General features: G+C 71.8%; 17 protein-coding genes. 15 read left to right on the forward strand and 2 right to left on the reverse strand.

Annotated features, from left to right (window positions below):
• Positions 1-111 precede the first annotated feature (111 nt).
• The 6 genes from HZS56_RS33370 (at position 112) to HZS56_RS33395 (ending at position 6339) form a co-directional block, all read left to right on the forward strand.
• Positions 112-1749 (forward strand): peptide ABC transporter substrate-binding protein, encoded by a 1638-nt coding sequence (locus tag HZS56_RS33370; RefSeq protein WP_216724565.1) that lies wholly within the window; start codon positions 112-114, stop codon positions 1747-1749.
• Between the two features lie 9 nt (positions 1750-1758).
• Positions 1759-2682: an ABC transporter permease gene (locus HZS56_RS33375; RefSeq protein ID WP_216724566.1), complete on the forward strand. Its 924-nt coding sequence runs from the start codon at positions 1759-1761 to the stop codon at positions 2680-2682.
• The gene (locus HZS56_RS33380; protein WP_216724567.1) at positions 2675-3661 is read left to right on the forward strand and encodes an ABC transporter permease; all 987 of its coding nucleotides are present in this window, start codon (positions 2675-2677) and stop codon (positions 3659-3661) included. Before HZS56_RS33375 ends, HZS56_RS33380 begins: the two co-directional genes overlap by 8 nt.
• 8 nt (positions 3662-3669) lie before the next feature.
• A complete protein-coding gene (locus tag HZS56_RS33385) occupies positions 3670-4653 on the forward strand; it encodes an ABC transporter ATP-binding protein (RefSeq protein WP_216724568.1) in 984 nt (327 codons plus the stop codon).
• The gene (locus tag HZS56_RS33390; RefSeq protein WP_216724569.1) at positions 4646-5734 is read left to right on the forward strand and encodes an ABC transporter ATP-binding protein; all 1089 of its coding nucleotides are present in this window, start codon (positions 4646-4648) and stop codon (positions 5732-5734) included. Before HZS56_RS33385 ends, HZS56_RS33390 begins: the two co-directional genes overlap by 8 nt.
• A gap of 107 nt (positions 5735-5841) precedes the next feature.
• Positions 5842-6339: a DUF5980 family protein gene (locus HZS56_RS33395; RefSeq protein ID WP_216724570.1), complete on the forward strand. Its 498-nt coding sequence runs from the start codon at positions 5842-5844 to the stop codon at positions 6337-6339.
• Positions 6340-6698: 359 nt separating this feature from the next.
• On the opposite strand, the gene HZS56_RS33400 is transcribed toward HZS56_RS33395, so the two are convergent.
• On the reverse strand, positions 6699-8822 hold the full coding sequence (locus HZS56_RS33400; RefSeq protein WP_216724571.1) for a S9 family peptidase: 2124 nt from the start codon (positions 8820-8822) through the stop codon (positions 6699-6701).
• Between the two features lie 185 nt (positions 8823-9007).
• On the opposite strand from HZS56_RS33400, the gene HZS56_RS33405 reads away from it, so the two are divergent.
• The 5 genes from HZS56_RS33405 (at position 9008) to HZS56_RS33425 (ending at position 13362) form a co-directional block, all read left to right on the forward strand.
• Positions 9008-9202, forward strand: a complete 195-nt coding sequence (locus tag HZS56_RS33405) for a hypothetical protein (RefSeq protein WP_216724572.1) — start codon at positions 9008-9010, stop codon at positions 9200-9202.
• Positions 9203-9303: 101 nt separating this feature from the next.
• Positions 9304-9717 (forward strand): DUF3592 domain-containing protein, encoded by a 414-nt coding sequence (locus HZS56_RS33410; RefSeq protein WP_216724573.1) that lies wholly within the window; start codon positions 9304-9306, stop codon positions 9715-9717.
• A 219-nt stretch (positions 9718-9936) separates the two neighbouring features.
• The gene (locus HZS56_RS33415) at positions 9937-10629 is read left to right on the forward strand and encodes a TetR/AcrR family transcriptional regulator (RefSeq protein ID WP_216724574.1); all 693 of its coding nucleotides are present in this window, start codon (positions 9937-9939) and stop codon (positions 10627-10629) included.
• A gap of 52 nt (positions 10630-10681) precedes the next feature.
• A complete protein-coding gene (locus HZS56_RS33420) occupies positions 10682-12205 on the forward strand; it encodes an FAD-dependent oxidoreductase (RefSeq protein ID WP_216724575.1) in 1524 nt (507 codons plus the stop codon).
• Positions 12206-12285: 80 nt separating this feature from the next.
• Positions 12286-13362: an alpha/beta fold hydrolase gene (locus HZS56_RS33425; protein WP_216724576.1), complete on the forward strand. Its 1077-nt coding sequence runs from the start codon at positions 12286-12288 to the stop codon at positions 13360-13362.
• Positions 13363-13419: 57 nt separating this feature from the next.
• On the opposite strand, the gene HZS56_RS33430 is transcribed toward HZS56_RS33425, so the two are convergent.
• Positions 13420-14280 (reverse strand): enoyl-CoA hydratase/isomerase family protein, encoded by an 861-nt coding sequence (locus HZS56_RS33430; protein ID WP_216724577.1) that lies wholly within the window; start codon positions 14278-14280, stop codon positions 13420-13422.
• A 153-nt stretch (positions 14281-14433) separates the two neighbouring features.
• On the opposite strand from HZS56_RS33430, the gene HZS56_RS33435 reads away from it, so the two are divergent.
• The 4 genes from HZS56_RS33435 (at position 14434) to HZS56_RS33450 (ending at position 19227) form a co-directional block, all read left to right on the forward strand.
• Positions 14434-15039, forward strand: a complete 606-nt coding sequence (locus HZS56_RS33435; RefSeq protein WP_216724578.1) for a TetR/AcrR family transcriptional regulator — start codon at positions 14434-14436, stop codon at positions 15037-15039.
• 375 nt (positions 15040-15414) lie between these two features.
• Complete coding sequence (mshB, locus tag HZS56_RS33440; RefSeq protein WP_216724579.1) at positions 15415-16338, forward strand: N-acetyl-1-D-myo-inositol-2-amino-2-deoxy-alpha-D-glucopyranoside deacetylase; 924 nt, start codon at positions 15415-15417, stop codon at positions 16336-16338.
• Positions 16335-16760 (forward strand): DUF6113 family protein, encoded by a 426-nt coding sequence (locus tag HZS56_RS33445; protein ID WP_216724580.1) that lies wholly within the window; start codon positions 16335-16337, stop codon positions 16758-16760. Before mshB ends, HZS56_RS33445 begins: the two co-directional genes overlap by 4 nt.
• A 157-nt stretch (positions 16761-16917) precedes the next feature.
• Positions 16918-19227 carry a hypothetical protein gene (locus HZS56_RS33450; RefSeq protein ID WP_216724581.1) on the forward strand — a complete coding sequence of 770 codons (2310 nt, stop codon included), beginning with the start codon at positions 16918-16920 and terminating at the stop codon, positions 19225-19227.
• Positions 19228-19390 lie beyond the last annotated feature (163 nt).

The following is a 19390-nucleotide window of genomic DNA, read 5'->3' on the forward strand; positions in this document are numbered from 1 at the left end:
TGAGGTGTATAAGAGACAGCCACAAGACCGTGCACCCCCCTCCCCACCCCTCGAAGCTGACCGGGAACGGCAACGCACCGGCGGACGAGTCAGGGCACGAGGAGGCACTCCATGCGCGGAGCCACGCACGCCAAATGGGCCGCTTGCGCGGCGGCGGCAGCCCTCGCGGCGACGGCCTGCGGAGGCGGGGGCGGGGGAGGCAACGGCGGCGGAGACAGCGGCGCCGTGCTCAGCTCCTCCTGGGGCGACCCCCAGAACCCGCTGGAGCCGGCCAACACCAACGAGGTCCAGGGCGGCAAGGTCCTCGACATGATCTTCCGCGGCCTCAAGAAGTACGACCCCGAGACCGGCGAGGCGCAGAACATGCTCGCCGAGAAGATCGAGACCTCCGACTCGCAGAACTTCACCGTCACCGTCAAGGACGGCTGGACCTTCAGCAACGGCGAGAAGGTCACCGCCCAGTCCTTCGTGGACGCCTGGAACTACGGCGCAAGCCTGAAGAACAACCAGCGCAACGCCTACTTCTTCGCCTACATCGACGGCTACGACAAGGTGCACCCGGAGGACGGCGGCAAGCAGAGCGCCGACACTCTCTCCGGGCTGAAGGTCACCGGACCGCGCACCTTCACCGTCAAACTGAGCCAGAAGTTCTCGACGTTCCCCGACACCCTCGGCTACCCGGCCTTCGCGCCACTGCCCAAGGCGTTCTTCGACGACCACGACGCCTGGCTGAAGAAGCCCGTCGGCAACGGCCCCTACCAGGTCGACAACTACACCCGCGGCTCCCAGATGTCCCTGCGCAAGTGGGACCAGTACCCCGGTGACGACAAGGCCCAGAACGGCGGCGTCGACCTGAAGGTCTACACCGACAACAACACCGCCTACACCGACCTGATGGCCGGCAACCTCGACCTCGTCGACGACGTGCCCGCCGCCCAGCTCAAGAACGTCAAGAACGACCTCGGCGACCGGTACATCAACACCCCGGCCGGCATCATCCAGACCCTCGCCTTCCCGTACTACGACGACAACTGGAACAAGTCCGGCTCCGAGAAGGTCCGCAAGGGCCTGTCCATGGCGATCGACCGCAAGCAGATCACCGACACGATCTTCCAGCAGACCCGCACCCCGGCCACCGACTGGACCTCGCCGGTCCTCGGCGAGGACGGCGGCTACAAGGCGGGCCTGTGCGGCGACGCCTGCGAGTTCAAGCCGGAGGAGGCGAAGAAGCTGGTCAAGGAGGGCGGCGGGCTGCCCGGCGGGCAGGTGAAGATCACGTACAACGCCGACACCGGCTCCCACAAGCAGTGGGTCGACGCGGTCTGCAACTCCATCAACAACGCCCTCGACAACGACAAGGCCTGCGTCGGCAACCCCGTCGGCACCTTCGCCGACTTCCGCAACCAGATCACCGACCGGAAGATGAGCGGCCCCTTCCGCTCCGGCTGGCAGATGGACTACCCGCTCATCCAGAACTTCCTCCAGCCGCTCTACTACACCAACGCCTCCTCCAACGACGGCGAGTACTCCAACCAGAAGTTCGACGACCTGATCGACAAGGCCAACGGGGAGACGGACACCGCGGCGGCCATCAAGTCGTTCCAGCAGGCGGAGGAGGTGCTCAGGGACGACATGGGGGCCATCCCGCTCTGGTACCAGAACGGCAGCGCCGGCTACTCCGACCGGCTGTCCGGCGTGAAGCTCAACCCGTTCAGCGTCCCGGTCTACAACGAGATCAAGGTCGGCTGAGGGGGCGCCATGGGACGCTATGTCGTCCGGCGGCTGCTCCAGATGATCCCGGTCTTCATCGGGGCCACGCTGCTGATCTTCCTCATGGTCAACGTGATGGGCGACCCCATCGCGGGCCTGTGCGGCGACCGGGAGTGCGACCCGGCGACGGCCGCGCAGCTGCGGCACGAGTTCGGCCTCGACCAGCCCGTGTGGCGGCAGTACCTCACCTACATGGGCAACGTCTTCACCGGCGACTTCGGCACCGCCTTCAACGGCCAGCCGGTCACCGAGCTGATGGGCACGGCGTTCCCGGTCACCATCCGGCTGACCGTCGTGGCGATCCTCTTCGAGATCGTCGTCGGCATCGTCCTCGGTGTCGTCACCGGCCTGCGCCGCGGCCGCCCCGTCGACACCGGCGTGCTGCTCCTGACCCTCGTCGTCATCTCCGTGCCCACCTTCGTCACCGGCCTGCTGCTCCAGCTGCTGCTCGGCGTCAAGTGGGGCTGGATCGACCCGGCCGTCTCCTCCGAGGCGCCCTTCGGCGAGCTGATCGTCCCGGGCCTGGTCCTCGCGTCGGTCTCCCTGGCGTACGTGACGCGGCTGACCCGCACCTCCATCGCGGAGAACCGGCGCTCCGACTACGTCCGCACCGCCATCGCCAAGGGTCTGCCGCGTCACCGGGTCATCACCCGGCACCTGCTGCGCAACTCCCTCATCCCCGTCGTCACCTTCATCGGCACCGACATCGGCGCCCTGATGGGCGGCGCCATCGTCACCGAGCGGATCTTCAACATCCACGGCGTCGGCTACCAGCTCTACCAGGGCATCCTGCGCCAGAACACGCAGACCGTGGTCGGCTTCGTCACCGTCCTGGTCCTCGTCTTCCTCGTCGCCAACCTCGTCGTCGACCTCCTGTACGCCGTACTCGACCCGAGGATCCGCTATGCCTGAACCGCAGCAGGAGCCCTACGAGCCCGAACGCGCCGTCGCCGGCACCGGCATGGGCGGCACGATGGACCTCGGCACCAGTGAGGCGGCCACCCTGGAGCAGCCGCCCGGACCGGACGGGACGGACCCCCGCGACAAGCCGCGCAGCCTCTGGACCGACGCCTGGCACGACCTGCGCCGCAACCCGGTCTTCATCATCTCGGCGCTGGTGATCCTCTTCCTGGTCGTCATCTCCCTGTGGCCGTCCCTGATCGCCTCCGGCAGCCCCCTCAAGTGCGACCTGGCCAAGGCCCAGGAGGGCTCCCAGCCCGGCCACCCCTTCGGCTTCAACGGCCAGGGCTGCGACGTCTACACCCGCACCGTCTACGGCGCCCGCACCTCGGTGGCCGTCGGTATCCTCGCCACGCTCGGCGTCGCCGTCCTCGGCAGCGTCCTCGGCGGGCTCGCCGGGTTCTTCGGCGGCGCGGGGGACGCGGTCCTGTCCCGGATCACCGACGTCTTCTTCGCCATCCCGGTCGTCCTCGGCGGCCTCGTGCTGCTCTCCGTCATCACCAGCAACACCGTCTGGCCCGTCATCGGCTTCATCGTGCTGCTCGGCTGGCCGCAGATCTCCCGCATCGCCCGCGGCTCCGTCATCACCGCCAAGCAGAACGACTACGTCCAGGCCGCCCGCGCGCTCGGCGCCTCCAACTCCCGCCTCCTGCTCCGCCACATCGCGCCCAACGCGATCGCCCCCGTGATCGTCGTGGCGACCATCGCGCTCGGCACGTACATCTCCCTGGAGGCGACCCTGTCCTTCCTCGGTGTCGGCCTCAAGCCGCCCAGCGTCTCCTGGGGCATCGACATCTCCGCCGCCGCCCCCTACGTCCGCAACGCCCCGCACGCGCTGCTGTGGCCCTCGGGTGCGCTCGCGATCACGGTCCTCGCGTTCATCATGCTCGGCGACGCGGTGCGCGACGCCCTCGACCCGAAGCTGAGGTGAGCCACCGCATGCTGCTCGAAGTGCGCGACCTGCACGTGGAGTTCCACACCCGCGACGGCGTCGCCAGGGCCGTCAACGGCGTCAGCTACGGCGTGGACGCGGGCGAGACCCTCGCCGTCCTCGGCGAATCCGGCTCCGGCAAGTCCGTCACCGCCCAGACGGTCATGGGCATCCTCGACGTCCCGCCGGGCCGGATCACCGCCGGCGAGATCCTCTTCGAGGGCCGGGACCTGCTGAAGCTGAAGGAGGAGGAACGCCGGAAGGTCCGCGGCGCCGAGATGGCGATGATCTTCCAGGACGCGCTGTCGGCGCTGAACCCGGTGCTGACCGTAGGCGCCCAGCTCGCCGAGATGTTCACCGTGCACCGCGGCATGTCCCGCAAGGACGCCCACGCCAGGGCCGTCGAGCTGATGGACCGGGTCCGCATCCCGGCGGCCAGGGAGCGGGTGCGGCAGTACCCGCACCAGTTCTCCGGCGGCATGCGCCAGCGCATCATGATCGCCATGGCGATGGCCCTGGAGCCCAAGCTGATCATCGCCGACGAACCGACCACCGCCCTCGACGTCACGGTCCAGGCCCAGGTCATGGACCTGCTCGCGGAGCTCCAGCGCGAACTGCGGATGGGCCTGATCCTCATCACCCACGACCTCGGCGTGGTCGCCGACGTCGCCGACAGGATCGCCGTCATGTACGCGGGCCGGATCGTGGAGACGGCACCCGTCCACGACATCTACAAGGCCCCGGCCCACCCCTACACCCGCGGTCTCCTCGAGTCGATCCCGCGCCTGGACCAGAAGGGCCAGGAGCTCTACGCCATCAAGGGCCTGCCGCCCAACCTCACCCGCATCCCGCCCGGCTGCGCCTTCCACCCCCGCTGCCCCATGGCCCAGGACGTCTGCCGCACCGACGTACCGCCGCTGTACGACGTCACGGAGTCCGGCGCCGAGCGGGGCAGCGCCTGCCACTTCTGGAGGGAGTGCCTGCATGCCTGAGCCGACCACCGAGCCGCTCCTCGAGGTCAGAGGGCTGGTCAAGCACTACCCGCTGACCTCCGGCATCCTCTTCAAGAAGCAGGTCGGCGCGGTGAAGGCCGTCGACGGCGTGGACTTCCACCTGGCCCGCGGTGAAACCCTCGGCATCGTCGGCGAGTCCGGCTGCGGCAAGTCCACCGTCGCGAAAATGCTGGTCAACCTGGAGCGGCCGACGGCGGGGGAGATCCGCTACAAGGGCGAGGACATCACCCGCCTGTCGGGGCGAGCCCTGAAGTCCGTACGCCGCAACATCCAGATGGTCTTCCAGGACCCGTACACCTCCCTCAACCCCCGCATGACGGTCGGCGACATCATCGGCGAGGCGTACGACATCCACCCCGAGGTGGCGCCGAAGGGCGACCGGCGCAGACGCGTCCAGGACCTGCTGGACGTGGTCGGCCTGAACCCGGAGTACGTCAACCGCTACCCCCACCAGTTCTCCGGCGGCCAGCGCCAGCGCATCGGCATCGCGCGGGGTCTGGCGCTGCGCCCGGAGATCATCGTCGCCGACGAGCCGGTCTCGGCCCTCGACGTCTCGGTCCAGGCCCAGGTGATCAACCTCCTCGCCCGCCTCCAGAGCGAGTTCGACCTCTCCTACATCTTCATCGCCCACGACCTCTCGATCGTCCGGCACATCTCGGACCGGGTCGGCGTGATGTACCTGGGCCGCATCGTGGAGACGGGCCGGGACGCGGAGATCTACGACCACCCGACCCACCCCTACACCCAGGCGCTGCTCTCCGCCGTGCCGGTGCCCGACCCCGAGGCCCGGGAGCACCGCGAGCGGATCATCCTGGCCGGCGACGTCCCCTCCCCGACCAGCATCCCCTCCGGCTGCCGCTTCCGCACCCGCTGCTGGAAGGCCCGGGAACGGTGCGCCCTGGAGGTGCCGGCCCTCGCGGTCCCGGCCGAGTTCCGCTCCGTCTCCGGCCCCGCGGCCCACGACTCGGCCTGCCACTTCGCCGAGGAGAAACAGGTGGTGCCGCCGGAGGAGACCGGTGACGGTCCCGGTCCGTCGTCCGGAGACCGCTTCGGGAATTGAACCGCGGTGCGAGTCCCGCGCGTTGTGGCGGTGCAAGACGCCCACCGGCTGTGGGGGCCGGTGGGCACTTCCCTTCTTTGCACTTCACCTTCTCCGAGGAGAGCACCATGAGAACGCTTCGACGGACCACTGGAGCGGTACTCGGCACGACCACGGCGCTGGCAGCGATGATGCTCGGCGGCCTCCAGGGCTCGGCCTCGGCCGCGACACCCGCGAACCCGGCCACCGCCGCCGCCACGGCCACGGCCACGAACCGGGCGGCGCAGGCCGACTGGAAGCTGGTGCCGATCACCGGAGGGGAGAGCCAGAGCGTCTGCGGCTCGGCCACGGTCGACCGGGTCCCGCGCGTCTACATCGTGATCCAGGGCAGCTGGTCCACGGAGATCGAGGTCGGCGTGAGCGACCTCCCCGCCGGGGTGACCTACAACGACCTGGGGCCCGTCCCGCCCGGTTCGAACCCCTCGGGCGACCGCGTGGCGGGCCTGTTGAGCGTGAACGTGCCGAAGGCCCCGGCGGGCACGACGCACAAGGCCACGCTCTGGGCGTCGGACGGCTCGCAGCGGCAGACCGTTCCGCTGTACATCGAATGGAAGGAGAGCTGCTAGCTGCTGAGAGACACGTTCCCCGGCCGGGTGCCGGAGACAGGACAAGACAAGTGACGGCCGTCGCACGGGTCGCATCCCCACCCGTGCGGCGGCCGTCGCCGTTTCCCGGCCGCTCCGGCCGCCGTCGCCTCCCGCTGCTCCGGGCACCGCGTCGTCCGGTGGTCCCGCGAGACGGCACAGCGGGCCGGGGAGACAGGTTCCCCGGCCCGCTTACGGCACCCGCACGGCCGTACGCAGAACAGCGTCGCGTGTCCGTATATCGGAGCAGCTTCGGTGAAGTTGCCCGCGTGTTAAGCCCGTTGCCGTACGGGTGACGCGTCGGCCCGCCCGGTGCCGCTGCGGCGTACTGCTGCGGCGTACTACTTCGGTGCGGGCAGCGACCGCTTGAGGAAGTCCACCTGGAGCAGCAGCAGGTTCTCGGCGACCGACTCCTGCGGGGTCATGTGGGTGACCCCGGACAGCGGCAGCACCTCGTGCGGGCGTCCGGCCGCGAGCAGGGCCGAGGACAGCCGCAGGGAGTGCGCGACCACCACGTTGTCGTCGGCCAGCCCGTGGACGACCATCATGGGCCGGTGCGGCTCGGCCGCGTCGACCAGGCCCGCGTCGTCGATCACCGAGTTCCGGCGGTAGACCTCGGGCTGCTCGGCGGGGTCGCCGAGATACCGCTCCTCGTAGTGGGTGTCGTAGAGCCGCAGGTCGGTGACCGGGGCGCCCACGACGGCGGCGTGGAAGACGTCGGGCCGGCGCAGCACCGCCAGGGCGGCCAGATAGCCCCCGAAGGACCAGCCCCGGATCGCGACCCGGTCCAGGTCCAGCGGGAAGTCGGCGGCGAGCGCGTGCAGCGCGTCCACCTGGTCCTGGAGCACGACGGCGGCCACGTCGTCCCTGACGGCCTTCTCCCAGGCGGGGGAGCGCCCGGGAGTGCCCCGGCCGTCGGCGACGACCACCGCGAACCCCTGGTCGGCGAACCACTGCGAGGTGAGGTGGGCGTTGTGCGCGGCGACCACCCGCTGACCGTGCGGGCCACCGTAGGGGTCCAGGAGCACGGGGAGGGGGGCGTCACCGTGGTAGTCCGTTGGCATAAGCACGGCGCACGGGACACGGCGTGCGCCCCCCTGGGTGAGTGTCACGCGCGGGGACAGACCGGGGTCTTCGGCGTACGAGGCGACGGTCGCCGCGGGCTTGCCGTCCCGCAGTACCTGGGCCCGGGCCCCCGGCCGGTCGAGCGTCGCGGAGACGAGCACGGTCACGCCCCCCGCGCGGACCGCCGTGTGCACCCCGGGCTCCTGGGAGACGCGCTCCACGCCGAGCTCGTTCACCCGGTAGACGTGCACCTCGCCCGTCTCCGCGTCGCCGGCCTCCTCGCCCGCCGAGGCCGACACCAGCACGTCGTCGGCGCCGACGTCCAGCACCGCCCGCAGATGCAACTGGGCGCCGGTGAGCGGTCGTTCACCGACCGCGAGGACACGTGCGCCGCCCTCGTCGGCGATCCGGACCAGCTGTCCCGACGGACTCCAGCAGGGGGTGCCGGGGGAGAGTTCCAGCCAAATTGGATCTTCGTCGGCGTGCACCATCCGGGTCGACCCCGACGCGGTGTCCACGGCCAGGAACAACTGGCTGCGCTGGTCGCGCGCCTGTACGAGAAGGAGCGGCGCACCCGCCGACGACCAGTGCACTCGCGCCAGATACGGGTACCGCGCCCGGTCCCAGAGGACCTCCGTGCGCTCCCCGTCCAGGCCGAGGACGAACAGCCGCACCTCCGCGTTGGGGGTGCCCGCCGCCGGGTACGGAACGTGTTGTGGATCACGTTCGGGGTGCGCCGGGTCGGAGATCCACCAGCGCTGTACGGGCGTGTCGTCCACCCGCGCGACCAGCAGCCGGTCCGACTCCGGGCCCCACCAGAAGCCCCGGCTGCGGCCCATCTCCTCGGCGGCGACGAACTCCGCGAGCCCGTACGTGACGCCCTCGCCGTCCGCCTCGGCCAGGGCCCTGTCCCCGGCCCCCTCGGCGCCCACCACGCGCAGGGCGCCCCGGGCGACGTAGGCGATGTGCCGGCCGTCGGGGGAGGGGCGCGGGTCGATCACCGGTCCCGGAGTGGGCAGTTCGCGGGCGGTCCCGGCCCGCAGCTCGGCCGCGTGGAGCCGCCCCGACAGGGCGAAGGCGGCCAACTCGACCGTCGCGTCGGTGGCGTAGCCGACGATGCCGGCACCGCCCTCACGGCTGCGTTCGCGCCGTGCCCGCTCCTCGGGCGACAGGCGTTCCTCGGCACCGCCCAACAGGGCGTGCGGGTCGGCCGCGACGCGCTCGGCGCCCTCGTCGACGTCGAGGACCCACAGGGAGTTGGCCCGGTCCGTACCGGTGCCGGAACGCAGGAAGGTGACCCGTGAACCGTCGGGCGCCACGGTGAACGCGCGCGGAGCGCCGAGCGTGAACCGCTGGGTGCGGGCGTGCCGCTTGGGAAAGGAGTCAGACGTGGTCCTCATACCCCGACCATATTGGCCATGCGCCCCCTTGTGCGGCCGTGCGCCGAGAGATGCGCGCGCACGGATAGTTATGATCACTGGCGCATGGTGGGTATCAACCAGGTGCTCGCTGTGCGGAATTGCCTGCCCCAAGCTTTGACTGCGACCGACCCCCATGTCCCTGGGCCCATTGGAGGTGAGCCGCCGTGGCACTCTCGATTTCGGCGGTTGTGCTGCTGGCGATCATCGTCTTCCTGCTGGTCAGGAAATCAGGCTTGAAGGCGGGGCACGCGGTGGTGTGCATGCTGCTCGGCTTCTACCTCGCCTCGTCGACGATCGCTCCCACCATCAGCGAGCTGACGACGAACATCGCGGGGATGATCGGCAGCATCAGCTTCTGACCCCGCAACCGCCCGGCACGCCCACGGCGTCCCTGTCTCCGTAACGCGGGGAGCCCCGAACAACTCGGGGAGACAGCGCGAGGAGACGGAGGCGCCGAGGCATGACGAACACCGTGATGGGCGTGCTGTTGTGCGGCCTGGTCGGGGTACTGCTCCTGTGGGCCGGGCTGTACGACGCCGCACGGGTACGCCGGCTGCGCCGCCACGGGATCCGCACGACCGGCATGGTGGTCGACAACGTCCGGGTGCAAGGCAGCCAGGGCAGCGGCCCTTCGTGGGCGCCGATCGTCGCCTTCGCCGACCACCACGGCTACCGCGTGGAGTTCACGCCGAGCATGCGCGGCGCCGGCATGGGCCTCCCGACCGGCCGCCAGGTCGCCGTGGTCTACCTGCCCCAGAATCCGCAGGCGGCCCGCGTCTTCACCCGCCGCCACATGACGGGGCCCGTGTACTTCGTCCTGGCCATGGCCACGCTGTTCCTGATCGCCAGCGTGGCGATCGCGGCGACGGCCTGAGGGCTCACGTACGGCCGCCCCTCAGGGCCGTCCGGCGTCCTGGTGCCGACCTCGCGGCAGCGGTCGCTGGAACGGGCCGGTCACCCGGCGCTCGTGCCGGTATCGGGATCCGCGGCGTCGCCGGGGGTGGCACGGCTGTCTCGGCGGCGGGACGGCCGTCCCCATTTTGGATCGTTGAACTAATTTGGTTCGGCGATCCAAACGCGTCATGGTGGAGGCATGGCAACGAGAAGTCCCCACCCTCAGCGGCGCAACCAGGTGCTGTCCCGGGAGCAGATCGTCGAGACGGCGATCGAGCTGCTCGATGACGGCGGAGAGGGCGCGCTGACCACGCGTGCGCTCACCGAGCGCCTGTCCACCGGCTCCGGGGCGATCTACTACCGGGTGGGTGGCCGGGACGATCTGCTGGACGCGGCCACGGAGCTGATCGTCACGACTGCCCTGGCGGCCGGGCCCGTCCAGGAGACGGCTGCCCCCGAGGACGAGATCCGCACGGTGGCCCTGGCACTGTTCGACGCGACCGCCGAGCACCAGTGGCTCGCGACACGGCTGACCCAGCAGCTCGTGCGCAAGCCGTCCGGCCCGGTGTCGGTGGGGATTTTCGAGCGGATCGGCCGGCCGCTGGGTGCGCTGGGCGTGCCGCGTGCGTCCTGGTTCGGTGCCGCCTCGACACTGGTGCACTTCATTCTCGGAGCGGTCAGCCAGAGCGTCCGGACCGAGGGGGACACCTCGACGGCCGCCCCCGACCGTGCCGACTTCCTCGACGCGGCGGCGGCGGCCTGGCAGGAGCTCGATGCCGAGGACTATCCGTTCATGCACGCCGTCGTCGGCCAGATGAGCGAGCACGACGACCGTGCGCAGTTCGTCGCCGGCATCGCCGTGATTCTCGACGGCCTCGCCCGGCTCGGCTGACCCACCCGTGCGACCGGACGTTTCCGGAGCCTTCTCCGGAGAGGAGACACCCATGCGTGACGTCGTGATCGCGGGGGCGGGCCCGGTCGGCCTGTTCCTGGCCACCGAGCTGGCTCTGGGCGGCTGTTCCGTCCTGGTCCTGGAGCGGGAGGAGGAGTCCCGCTCCCCGTGGGCGGCACTTCCGCTGGGCCTGCGGGGCCTCAGCGCGGGGTCGGCCGAGGTGTTCGACCGCCGCGGCCTGCTCGAAGCCGTGCTCGGTGCGTCCGGCTCCGAACCGGCCAGGATCGGCGCGGCCCCCGACGCGGTCGAGGCACCGGCCCCCCGCGGGGTGAGCCACTTCGCGGGCATGGGCCTGAACGCGGCCGACATCGACCTGGCTGCTTTCCCCTTCCGGCTGCCCAGCCCCGCGATGGAGGGCTTCATGACCAGTCTCGAAGCCGTCACCACGGTGCTGGCCGAGCGCGCCGGGGGGCTCGGTGTGGAGGTCCGGCGGGGAGCGCCGGTCACGGACGTCACACAGGACGACGCGTCCGTGACCGTCACCGCCGGCGGCCAGGAGTACCGGGCCCGGTATCTGGTGGGGTGCGACGGCGGGCGCAGCACCGTCCGGGGGCTGGCCGGTTTCGACTTCGTGGGTACCGAGCCGCTGTTCACCGGCTACGTCGCCCGGGTCACCTTCGCCGACCCCGGGCAGCTGCCGCTCGGCTTCAACCTGACCGAGAACGGCATGTATCTGCGCACGCCGTTCGAGGGACACGTGGGCATGATGGACTTCGACGGCGGCACCTTCGACCGCTCCCGGCCGCTGACCCGTGAGCACCTCCAGGAGGTCCTGCGCCGCATCACGGGGACCGACGTGACGCTGGCCCACGTGCACCTGGCGTCGAGCTTCACCGATCGCGCGATGCAGACCACCACGTACCGCGACGGGCGGGTGCTGCTTGCCGGGGACGCCGCCCACATCCACTCCCCCCTGGGCGGCCAGGGCCTCAACCTCGGCATCGGCGACGCCGTCAACCTCGGCTGGAAGCTCGCCGCGACCGTGCACGGCACCGCCCCCCTGGGGCTGTTGGACACCTACACCGGCGAGCGCCACCCCGTCGGCGCCGCGGTCCTCGACTGGTCGCGCGCCCAGGTGGCGACCATGAAGCCGGGACCCAACGCTCCCGCACTGCGCAAGCTGGTCCACGAACTGCTCAGCACCACCGACGGAACCACGCTCGTCCACCGCCGCACGACGGGACTGTTCAACCGCTACGACCTGGGCGGCACGCACCCGCTCGTCGGCGGCACCGCTCCCGACTTCCGCCTCGCCGACGGCACCCGCCTGGGCGACCTGCTGCGCCAGGGGCGAGGCGTCCTGCTCGACTTCGGCGCCGACCGGGCGCTGGAGCACGCGGCCACGGGCTGGACGGACCGCATCCACCACGCGGCCGGACGGGCCCGCAACGACCTCGGTCTCACCGCTGTGCTCGTACGCCCCGACGGCGTCGTGGCGTGGGCGAGCGGAGAGGCCCCCGATCCCGCCGCGTTCCGGCAGGCCGCCGCACGCTGGTTCGCCGGCCCGCAGCGCTGACACCCGGCCCGCGTCCTGACACCGTTTGGAGAACGACCGTGACCGCACACCGGCGTCGTACCCCCTCGACCAGGATCAAAGTGCCTGCCGCGACGTCGGCAGCGGTCGCTGCGGCGGTGATCGCCGTGCCGGCGGTCACCGGGGCGCAGGCTGAGCCGCCCGCCGCCGCGCACACCACCCGCAGCAGCCTGGGGGAAAGACACCCCGCCGCCGTCTGTCACGAGGTCCGTGTGCCCGTGACGGTCGGGACGGGCAAGGCCCACGTGTACGGGGAGCTGTGCCGGCCGCACCGCCCGACCAGGATGAGCGGGACGGTGCAGCTGCTGGTCCCGGGCTCCACCTACAACCACAGCTACTACGACATGCCGGTGGGCGACGGCCGGTACTCCTACGTCTCCAGGGCCCTCGATGACGGCTTCTCCACCTTCAACATCGACCGGCTCGCCACGGGCAGGAGCACGCTGCCGCCCAGTTCGGAGTACACGCTGGACTCCGGGACCGAGGCCATCCACCAGGTGGTCACCAGACTGCGCGCCGGTCAGGTAATGAACCACGCGTTCGACCGCATCGTCTGGGTCGGCCACTCCCTCGGCTCATCCCTGGCCTGGTACCAGGCGGCGAAGCACCAGGACGACATCGACGCCTTCGTGCTCACCGGCATGAGCCACGTCGTCCGCCAGGAGGAACCGTCGGACGATGGCCCCGCACATGACGTCCCGTTCGAGATCAGGGCGATGGACGACCCCAAGTTCCACGGCAGGATCAACGACCCCGGCTACCTGACGACCAACGCCGGCATGCGGCGGTTCTTCTACTACGCCCCGAACGCCGACCCGGCCGTGATCAGGGCCGACGAACGCCTCAAGGACGTGAGCACCGCGGCGGACGCCGACCGCACGGGCCTTCCGCCGGCCGAGTCCCCCTCCCGCGCGATCAAGGCGCCCACCCTGCTGGTCGTCGGGGACAAGGACCAGTACTGCACCGCCGGCACCTGCACCCCGCGGACGATGCTGGCCACCGAGCGCCCCTACTACTCCCGGCAGGCCGACCTGAAGGCGATCGTCGTCCCCGACACCGGCCACGCCGTACAGCTGCACGAGAACGCGCCCAGGACAAACGCCCGGATCCTCGACTGGATCAAGGACGCGGTCTCCTGACGGCCTCCTGCGCTTCAACCGGTCCCGTGCCCGAGGGGCCCGGCGGACCAGGGGCACTCAGATGCTGTTGGCGATGCGCTCGTGGTGCCGTTCGCCCTCGCGGGTCTGGATACCGGCGGCGAGCAGTTTGTGGGCGAGCTCCGTGACCTCGTCACCGAACGCCGCGAACAGGCCCTCGTTCTCAACGGCGTACGCCTCATGGGGAATCGGCTGCGCGACCGCGTCGATCGCAGCCTTCGTGACGGAGATCACCTCCGGGCGGAGGCCGGCGATCCGCCGGGCGAGGGTGTCGACGAAGGAATCGAGTTCTGCGGCGGGCAGGGCGCGGTTGATCAGGCCGTACCGTTCCGCCAGCTCCGCGCCCACGAGCTCGGCACCGAGGACGAGTTCCAGTGCGCGGGCCCTTCCCGCCAGGCGCGTCATGTTCACCGTGCCGCCGCCTCCGGGGAGGATCCCCATCAGGGATTCCGGCTGCCCCTGCCCCGACTTGCCGATCGCCGCGAACCGCATGTCCAGGTACATGAAGAACTCGTTGCCCGCGCCGCGCGCGAAGCCCGCCAGCTTGCCGATGGTGACCTGCGGGAGCGAGCGGACCTCCGTGCTCATCGCCTGGAGGATGTTCAGGCCTTCCGGGACGGTCGAGCCCGGCGCGGCCGCGATCGCGGCGCGAGTGGCCGCCGGCAGCGCGTCAGGGTCGGTGAGGTAGGCCATGTCACCGTGTGCGACGAAGAACTCCGGGTCGGCACTCTCGAAGACGATGACGCGGACGTCGGCGTCGTCCCGCACACGCGCGACGAATGCCCGGAGTGACGGCAGGAGCACCGCGTCCATCAGATTGAGCGGCGGGTGATCGATCGTCACCGTCGCTACCCCGTCCGAGATGTCGACGGTCAGGGCGGGAAGGTCTTCGTAGCTCATGGAACGGCTCCGTCTCGCGGTGAGGGACGGCCCTTGACCGGACCGCCGGCTGGGACAGCGTCACGAGTCTCAGCATCATGACTGATACTGAGTGTCAGACTAGGAACCCGCACTCGAGGAAGCAAACGAGTGTGTCCGAGTACACTCGTCCCCATGAGTGCAGCGCCAGTCGGTACCCGCGAGATCGGCCGCCACGCGGTGCGGGCAGAGCTGGCCCGCGTCGCGTTCGACCGGTTCTGCCTCACCGGCTTCAACCAGGTCACCTTCGCCGACCTCGCCGAAGCCGCAGGGGTGTCGCGGAGCACCTTCCTGCGCTACTTCGGCACCAAGGAAGACGTGGTCCTGTTCGTCTTCGACCCTGTCGGTGACGTCATCACTGACGCGCTCGCCGCCGAACGCCCCGACCAGGACGAGGGCGACTGGAGCAGGCTGCGCGACGCCCTGGAGTCAGCCGTGGGGTTTCTCGTGCGCGACGTCCAGGAACTCGTGACGATCCTCGGCCTCGTCGAGCGGACCCCGGCCCTGTGCGCGCGCCTCCGCGAGAAGCAGGCCGAATGGCGGCCGGAGATCGTCGCCCGACTGCAGGAGACAACCTCCTCGACCGACGGGTCACCGGTCGTCGCCCACGTTCGCGTGGCGGCGGCGCTCGAAATCCTGTGGATCGTCCTCGGGCAGTGGAGTGCGAGCGACGGCCAAGAGGACCTGGGCCAACTGCTGGACGCTGCGTTCGCCGCCTTCTCGACTCCCGCAGGCCGGTAAACGGGTGCTCCGTCGCACGGGGCCCGGTGCGGCGGCTTCTCCGGCAGCGCCGAAGTGGACCGTCGGGAGCAGTCTGCCCGCGACACGCGCCGGCCCGCTGCCGGCTCCCGCGCCGCCCGGCCCACCCGGGCCGGCGGGCAGTTCGGCGTTCCCCACCGCTGTGGTCGGGCCCGCCCGCAAGTCTCTCTTTCCGGCGCGACCACGCCCCGGCCACCGCGTCGCGGACCCGGCCCGGCAGCGGCACCAGCGACCCGGCTCGGTGCGGGCTGTGCGCGGGCTGTGCGCGGCTGCCGCCGGCGTCCGTCCCGGCGTGCCGTTCCACGGACGGTCTCCCGCGTTACGTGGACGACCCCGGGCCCTCATAGGGTGGTGCCCATGACGGAACTGCCCGGCCGGCGTCTGCTGCTGGTGCACGCGCACCCGGACGACGAGTCGATCAACAATGGCGTCACCATGGCCCGGTACGCGGCCGAGGGCGCGCACGTGACGCTGGTGACCTGCACCCTGGGGGAGCGGGGCGAGGTCATCCCGCCCGAGCTGGCCCACCTGTCCGGCGCCGCTCTGGGCGGCCACCGCCGGGGCGAGCTGGCGGACGCGATGCGCGCGCTCGGCGTCGACGACTTCCGGCTGCTGGGCGGACCCGGACGGTTCTCCGACTCGGGCATGATGGGCCTGGCCGACAACGACGACCCCGGCTGCCTCTGGCAGGCCGACGTCGACGCCGCCGCGGCCCTCCTCGTCGAGGTGATCCGCGAGGTCCGGCCCCAGGTGCTCGTCACCTACGACCCCGACGGCGGCTACGGCCACCCCGACCACATCCAGGCCCACCGCATCGCCATGCGCGCGGCGGAGCTGGCGGCCGATGGCGGGTGCCCCGTCGCCAAGGTCTACTGGAACCGCGTGCCGCGCTCCTGGGCCGACGCCGCCTTCGCCCGGCTCCGGGATGAGCTGCCCGGGCTGCCCTTCGAGCAGGCGGCCGGTGTCGAGGACGTGCCGGGTGTCGTCGACGACGAGCGGATCACCACCGAGATCCACGGCGAGGGCACCGCGTACGCCGCGGCCAAGGCCGCCGCGATGCGCGCCCACGCCACGCAGATCACGGTCGCCGAACCGTACTTCGTCCTCTCCAACGACCTGGCCCAGCCCATCGTCACCACCGAGTACTACGAGCTGGTGCGTGGCGAGCGGGGCGGCGACGGCGGGCGTGAGCACGACCTCTTCGCGGGGATCGACGGGACCGACGCGAGCAACGGGATCAGCGGAATCAGCGGGATCAAGAGGACCGGGGAGGCGTCGTGAGCAAGCGCAACGAGCCGGCGGCGGCCTCCGCCCTGGCCCAGCCCCTGCGCCTGCCCTCGTTCGGCCGGGCCGCCCTGTACGTGGGGCTCTTCGTGCTCGGCGCCGTCGTCGGTGCGGCGGGCGCGCTGCTCCAGCCGGCGTGGTTCCCGGGCGGGCTGCTGCTCGCGCTGGCCGCCGAGGCGGGCCTGTGCGTCGGCGCGGGCCGGGCCGTGGGGCGCCGGGGCGGCGCCGTCGCGCCCGCGGCGGGCTGGGCGCTGGCCGTGGTGCTGCTCACCACCAGCCGCCCGGAGGGCGACTTCCTCTTCGCCGCCGGCAGCGGTTCCTATCTCTTCCTGCTCGGCGGGATCGCCGTCGCTGTGATCTGTGCCACGCTCGCGCCGGTGAGGCAACCGGACGGCGACTCCGTCCGACTTCGCAAGTGACGTACCACTTCGCCGTGCCGCGGGCGTGCGAGTCCCGTGTGGGTTTCCCCGGCGGTCACGGGATACGCGCGAGAAGTGGCCAGTATGGTGGTGCGCGCCGCCGAGCCGCCCGCTTTGAAGGTGTGACGGGCGGCGGAGCCAACCGGGAGAACCTGCCTTGAGTCGTGAAACTGACAGTTCGTCCTCCGGGCCCCACGGGCGCGGCGGAGCCGCATACCCCTCGGGCACCCCGCCCTACGGGACACCCGCGGCTTCCGACGCCGGTGCGGACGCGGGCCGTTCGGCCACGCGACCGGAGGAGCGCAAGACCGAGACGACGCTGACGACCCGGATCCGGATCAACATCCCGGGTTCGCGGCCCATTCCGCCGGTCGTCGTGCGCAAGCCCGTCGGGGACGCCGAGGGCGCCGCCGACGACGGCCAGGAGACGGCGGCTGCCGAGCGGCCCGCACCGGCACCGGGCGCCCCCACGCCCGCGGTTGCCCCCGAGGCCCCGGCGGAACCCGCCCCGCGCGCCGAGGAGAAGCCGACCAGCGACTGGTTCGCACCCCGCAAGTCCGGCCCCGGCAAGGGCACTCAGGGCGGTGGCTCCACCAACGGCGCGGGTCTGCCCGGCGGTTCGGGTCCGGCTCCCGGCGGTCCCGGCGGCCCTTCCGGCACGGGACCCGCGGGCGCGGGCAGCGGTCCGGGTGCCTCCGGTGGTGGCGGTGCGCGACCGGGCGGCGGGAGTGGCCGCCCCGGTGGCGTCGTCGGCTCCATGAACGCGCCCGGCGGCTCCCGGCCCGGGTCCGCAGGCGGCGCGGGTCCCTCCGGAGCGACGGGCGGGCCCGTGGCTCCCGGCCACGGCGGCGGCACCGGTTCCTTCGACGTGACCGAGGCGCTGGCGGCGGGACCGCTGGGCAACGGCTCCCGGCCGGGCGGCGACGGCGGCACCGAGCCGCGCCGCGACGACCTGCCGTACTTCTCGGGCGCCGGGCAGGACGCACCGGGCCCCGGCCCGAACGGGCGGAGCGGCCCCGGAGCGCCGTCCCCGTACGGCGAGACCCGCGGCCGCGGCGGTCCCGCCGGTCCCACGGGCGGCCCGGTCACCGGGGACAGCCGTCTGTCCCCGTCCCCGGCGGCCGACTTCGCGGCGCCCGGCGCACCCGGCGCACCGCAGGGATCCGCTCCGGACGGTCCGAACGGGCTGCGTGGCCCCGGCGGCTCAGGCGCACCCGGCGGTCCGCAGGGCCCCGGGCGGGACGCCGCCCGCCCCGGTCCCGGCGGCGGGCTCAGCGACGACACCGCGATCCTCACCCCGCAGAAGCAGGTGCCCGAGCCCGGCACCTCCGGCTACGGCAACCCGGACAACATCTCCGGCAACACCGTCACCAGCGGCATCCCCGTCGTACCGGGAGACCGCGACGCGCGCTTCCCGTCCGGCCCCTCCGGCCCGTCCGGCGACGGCCCGCTCCCGCACACGCCGCCCAAGCTGCCCGAACCCGTCTCCACGCCTCCGGCGGGCCCCGCCAAGCCCGCCAAGAAGAAGGGGCGCGGGAAGCTTCCGCTGCTCGTCGGCGGCCTGGTCGTCGTCGCCGGTGTCACCTACGGCGCCGGCCTGCTGATGAACCGCTCCGACGTCCCCAAGGGCACCACCGTGCTCGGCGTCGACATCGGCGGCAGCACCCGGGACGACGCCGTCGAGAAGCTGGACAAGGCGCTCGCCGACCGCGCGGGCAAGCCGCTCAAGCTCACGGTGGACGGCGAGACCGTCTCCCTGAAGCCGGACCAGGCAGGCCTCCAGTTCGACACGCAGGCCACCGCCAGCGCGGCGGCGAAGAGCGACTACAACCCGGTGTCCGTCATCGGCTCGCTCTTCGGGCAGAAGCGCGTCGTCGACCCGATCATGCCCGTCGACGAGGAGAAGCTGCACGCCGCCCTGGAGGACGCGGCCACCGGTGCCGGATCGGTCGCCGAGGGCACGGTCAAGTTCGAGCCCGGCAAGGCCGTCCCCGTGTACGGCAAGGCGGGCAAGGGCATCGACGTCGACAAGTCGACCGAGGCCGTGCAGACGGCGTACCGCACCCAGGTGGAGACCGGCACCGCCGGCGCCGTGAACGTGCCGACGACCGAGCAGCAGCCCACGGTCCCCAAGGCCGAGGTCGACCGGATGCTGAAGGAGTTCGCCGAGCCGGCGATGTCCGCCACGGTGACCGTGCAGACCGACGCCGCCCACTCCGTACCGATGAGCCCGGAGAAGTCCCTGTGGAAGTTCCTCGGGGTCGCGGCCGTCGACGGCAAGCTGGTCGACAAGCCCGACCTGAACGCCCTCAAGGAGCTGTACGGCCAGGCCTTCGACGGGGTCCTCATCACCCGCGGCAACGGTGAGAAGACGCCCGTCACCCCCGAGGACGTCTACGGCGCGCTGCGCGAGGCCCTGAAGAGCAAGACCGACCGCGTCGCCGTCATCGACACCAACCCCAGCTGACGCCGGAGGGGCACCCAGCCCCCCGGCACCCATGGGATGGGGCAGTTTGGCCCGGGGGGGCCCCCCCGGGGGGGGGGGGGGGGGCCCGGGGCCCCCCCCCCCCGCCCCCCGGGGGGCCCCCCCGGGGCCCCCCCCCCCCCGGGCGGGCGGGGGGGGGGGGGGT

It is taken from the genome of Streptomyces mayonensis, assembly GCF_018982965.1.
GTDB lineage: Bacteria > Actinomycetota > Actinomycetes > Streptomycetales > Streptomycetaceae > Streptomyces > Streptomyces mayonensis.

What these genes read in the sequence shown, in the direction of transcription:
- HZS56_RS33435 (WP_216724578.1), top strand. Translation starts at nt 14,434, where the DNA reads ATGAGTGCAGCGCCAGTCGGTACCCGCGAGATCGGCCGCCACGCGGTG.
- HZS56_RS33400 (WP_216724571.1), bottom strand. Translation starts at nt 8,822, where the DNA reads ATGAGGACCACGTCTGACTCCTTTCCCAAGCGGCACGCCCGCACCCAG.
- HZS56_RS33380 (WP_216724567.1), top strand. Translation starts at nt 2,675, where the DNA reads ATGCCTGAACCGCAGCAGGAGCCCTACGAGCCCGAACGCGCCGTCGCC.
- HZS56_RS33385 (WP_216724568.1), top strand. Translation starts at nt 3,670, where the DNA reads ATGCTGCTCGAAGTGCGCGACCTGCACGTGGAGTTCCACACCCGCGAC.
- HZS56_RS33420 (WP_216724575.1), top strand. Translation starts at nt 10,682, where the DNA reads ATGCGTGACGTCGTGATCGCGGGGGCGGGCCCGGTCGGCCTGTTCCTG.
- HZS56_RS33430 (WP_216724577.1), bottom strand. Translation starts at nt 14,280, where the DNA reads ATGAGCTACGAAGACCTTCCCGCCCTGACCGTCGACATCTCGGACGGG.
- HZS56_RS33370 (WP_216724565.1), top strand. Translation starts at nt 112, where the DNA reads ATGCGCGGAGCCACGCACGCCAAATGGGCCGCTTGCGCGGCGGCGGCA.
- HZS56_RS33415 (WP_216724574.1), top strand. Translation starts at nt 9,937, where the DNA reads ATGGCAACGAGAAGTCCCCACCCTCAGCGGCGCAACCAGGTGCTGTCC.
- mshB (WP_216724579.1), top strand. Translation starts at nt 15,415, where the DNA reads ATGACGGAACTGCCCGGCCGGCGTCTGCTGCTGGTGCACGCGCACCCG.
- HZS56_RS33390 (WP_216724569.1), top strand. Translation starts at nt 4,646, where the DNA reads ATGCCTGAGCCGACCACCGAGCCGCTCCTCGAGGTCAGAGGGCTGGTC.
- HZS56_RS33410 (WP_216724573.1), top strand. Translation starts at nt 9,304, where the DNA reads ATGACGAACACCGTGATGGGCGTGCTGTTGTGCGGCCTGGTCGGGGTA.
- HZS56_RS33375 (WP_216724566.1), top strand. Translation starts at nt 1,759, where the DNA reads ATGGGACGCTATGTCGTCCGGCGGCTGCTCCAGATGATCCCGGTCTTC.
- HZS56_RS33395 (WP_216724570.1), top strand. Translation starts at nt 5,842, where the DNA reads ATGAGAACGCTTCGACGGACCACTGGAGCGGTACTCGGCACGACCACG.